This window comes from Moorena sp. SIO3I6 (assembly GCF_010672095.1).
In genome coordinates this window covers 1-3,616 of the sequence record NZ_JAAHHU010000426.1, presented here as the reverse complement: position 1 = coordinate 3,616, position 3,616 = coordinate 1, and the positions used below count along the sequence as shown (strand labels likewise).

Below are 3,616 nucleotides of genomic sequence, written 5' to 3'. Positions count from 1 at the left end.
CCCGATTCCCCACTCCCGACTCCCGACTCCCCAAAGACCCCTTCATTTTTTTATCCCAAAACAAATAAAAGAACAAAAGAAAAAACAGCAATAATTATGTCCCGAATTTCCCTAACTAGCCATTTCACTAACTGAATAATAATCACAGAGAATTCCAGGCAAACGGCTGGTATGCAAAGGTAAAATGACTAATCCCCAATAACTAATCCCTAAAAGACACAATGCATTTTTAATGTCCATAACCCTTTGAAAAACCCCTTGCATCCCTAAAAAAAACCGCCTAGGATGTAAATGTGATGAGGAAAGAACAAACCTCACACCAAACACAAACTAAAGCTAAATTCCAGGAGATTTACTCACTATGATTACTATTTCTGATCTTAATGTTTCTCGCGAAGCTTGCTTGACTGAACTGAAGGATTCCGAAGTTATGGGTCACATCATTGGTGGTTTAACGTTCCAGCCTGTCTTCAGCGGAGTCTTTAATTTTAACTTACCATTTAGCATTGGTCGAATTTCAAATGACTTCGACAGTAGTGGTACTATTGATGCCGATGAAATTCTCCCCATCTTTGCTGGAACTTTCGAGCTCAAACTAGGTGGTAAAATCAATAGCTAATTACGACGTTTAGTTGTTGGTTTTGCCCCCCATATATGGGGGGCAAAACTTTCATAAAATCCCCAATTTTGGGGCATCAACGGGGGCAAGAATAACACTAATAGGCAAGCCTTAAGACCTCTGATATAAATTAAGAGTTAACCACTGTAATGTGAGAGTTTCCGACTAATTTTGAGCAGAAGTCTTACAGGTCTTGTGCATAATCGCCTAATACCGCTACTTCAAAGTAATAATTATAAGGTATAAAAGCTGAATACAGTTAATACCAATGATTCCAAATGATGCTAGCTGGTTAGGAAGATAGTTATCCCGATTACAGGGATAACTATCTTCAGGATGAAGAAAAACTTACCCCTGATCGATTAAGCATACCAATTGGAAATTTACTAACTATGATCACTATTTCAGACCTAAAGGTTTCTCGGGAAACCTGCTTGACTGAACTGAAGGATGCCGAAATGATGGGTCATATCATCGGCGGTCGTTTTACCCCTGTCTTGAGCGGAGCATTTAAGTTTAACTTACCATTTAGCATCGGTCAAATTTCATCTGACTTTGACAGTAGTGGTACTATTGATGCCGACGAAATGATAGGCCTCTTCAGTGGAACTTTCGAGTTAAGCCTTGGCTTTGAGAAAAAGAACCAGGTTTCCCAACCAGAGCATCCATCAATGGATGATTGTCCCGAAGGAATGTAGTGGTTTGGCGACGGTCTAGTCAAAGTAACGGGAGCTAAAATCACTACTTGTGAGCACTATCAAACTTGGTATTAGTACAGCTGCAGGGAATTCAAACCTCAAAGGTTTTAAAGGGTGTATTTATTTACCCTCTGCTGTAGGATTAGGCTCCGTAGTACGTCTGGTGGAAAGTAAAATTAAACCACTGGGTTTTAAACTAATTTTCACCAGATTTTTATAGAGTCTGGTTAGGAATTATGAAATTTTAATTATAAAGTAAGCATTCAGCTGTTGGATACGCTACGCAAACAGCTGTCAGCTGTCAGCTTACAATAAACCTATTTGGCCTATGGCCACGCTACGCGAACGGAAGAATTTAATAGTTCGAGATTCATTATAATTTAAAGTCTGGGGATTTGCCCATCTAAGCTTATGCACCTAGCGCATAAGCTGATAGCTGATAGCTGATAGCTGAATACTTACATTAATGAACTTAACAGGATTCAGGATTTAGATTAATCTTCGGGTGGGCAGTGCCTATTAACCCTATGGCAAGCAAAGAAATCTTTCTGATGCACTGCCCACCTAGATGAACTTAACTACATGAACTGAACAGATTAATCTTTGGTGGGCAGTGGCTACCAACCCGATGGCCAGCACAGGAATCCCTCTGATGCACTGCCCACCCTACATGAATTTAACTCCCCACACTCTTCCCCCTACTCCCTACTCCCTACTCCCTGCTCCCATCAATCCTATGTTTACAGCTCAACTATAAATTATATAGTATGGATGTATTAGTAATTCAGTCATTTGCCTGTCCTCCTTATCTAGGAACCACTGGAGAAATTGCTATTAATGCAGCAGTTGCCGGGAAAAAAACGGGATTTTCATTTCTCTATGTCGATAATCCGGATGACCATAGAACGATTGCCAATAAATATGCTCGAAAGTTGGGAAAAAGAAGTTGGAAAGATCTAGTATGGAAATTTGAAAGCATTTTAAGAAACTATGGCGTAACCACTTTACCAGACGAATTGTTGCCAGAAAAAACTCGGTTAACTATCCAAGATTATGTCGAAAATGCTCCCCATAGCTTGAGGGAGCTTAGAGCCTACAAGTATAAAGATGCTGATCTGGGTTTAGCTACTGTCTCTTCCCTGATATCCCACACCTTATCTTCCCATCCCGATCCTGATGAGCATTATCCATATATACAACGATTGTTGCGATGTTCAGCAATTGTTTATGAAAAAGCCAGGGCACTGATTCTCAAATATAACCCCCAGAAAATTATTGGTTTCAATGGACGACAGGCTTCCGTTAAAGGGATTTTTGAAGCCGCTAAACAGCTTGGTGTTGAGGTTCAATACTGTGAACGGGGAATAACCCACTATCGATACGAACTGTTGGAGAAACCGCCTCATGATTTTGCCTATTTGCGCGAACAGATAAAAATCTATTGGCAAGAGGCTGGTATGGATAGAGAAGAGTTAGGACATACCTTTTATCAGAATAGAAGGCAGGGAGAGGGAATTGGCTCAACTAACTTTACGTCTGAGCAGCAAAAAGATCTGGTTCCTAGGCAAACCGCTAATCATCGTCAGATTGTCTACTACTCTTCTAGTGATGATGAATGGGCTGCAGTTGGCGACTTGGCGAAGCATCCAATTTTTAAGAATCAAAAGGAAGCGGTAAAGTCTGTGATCACTTGGGTCTCTAATCGGATGGACTGTTATCTGACCATTAGAGTCCATCCTCACCTTCAGAAAAAGTCATTAGAAGACCGCAACTGGTGGAATTCTTTAACGGGAAAAAATGTCCAGGTTATTCCCCCGGATTCCAAGGTTGACTCCTATGCATTAATAGACTGGGCCGATGTAGTGGTTACCTATGGTTCAACCATTGGTGTGGAAGCGGCTTACTGGGGCAAAGCCTCTGTACTTCTGGGTGAAAGTTTATATTCTGGGCTGGGGTGTGTTTATCAGCCTAGGTCTGAAGCAGAGGTTTACCAATTACTAGAGAACGATGCTCTAGCACCGTTGCCCCAAGAAACCTGCTTGCCCTATGGATATTATTGTTTATGTCGAGGCATAAGATATAAATATTATAATCCCTATGCTTTAGAGCTAATTCCTAAAGAGAATTTTAAGGGTAGCTGATGGACTGACTAGAGTTTTTAGTTTGATGAATGTAGTGGGGAGATTAATCGTAGAGGATAAGAATTGACGAGAACAGTATCAAAAAAGCGATGCAGTAAGATTAATCTTAGGGTGGGCAGTGCCTACCAACGGGATTGGCAAGCTTGGTGAATCTGTCT

4 protein-coding genes are annotated in these 3,616 nt (G+C 41.0%); all 4 read left to right on the top strand.

What is annotated here, in order from left to right; genetic code table 11:
* Window positions 1-361: 361 nt before the first annotated feature.
* Window positions 362-619, top strand: coding sequence for a hypothetical protein (locus tag F6K49_RS37285; protein ID WP_293105102.1), 258 nt, complete (start codon window positions 362-364; stop codon window positions 617-619).
* A gap of 392 nt (window positions 620-1,011) precedes the next feature.
* Window positions 1,012-1,317, top strand: a complete 306-nt coding sequence (locus F6K49_RS37280; RefSeq protein ID WP_293105097.1) for a hypothetical protein — start codon at window positions 1,012-1,014, stop codon at window positions 1,315-1,317.
* 613 nt (window positions 1,318-1,930) lie between these two features.
* Window positions 1,931-2,074 carry a hypothetical protein gene (locus F6K49_RS37275; protein ID WP_293105094.1) on the top strand — a complete coding sequence of 48 codons (144 nt, stop codon included), beginning with the start codon at window positions 1,931-1,933 and terminating at the stop codon, window positions 2,072-2,074.
* A gap of 10 nt (window positions 2,075-2,084) precedes the next feature.
* On the top strand, window positions 2,085-3,458 hold the full coding sequence (locus tag F6K49_RS37270; RefSeq protein ID WP_293105092.1) for a hypothetical protein: 1,374 nt from the start codon (window positions 2,085-2,087) through the stop codon (window positions 3,456-3,458).
* Window positions 3,459-3,616 lie beyond the last annotated feature (158 nt).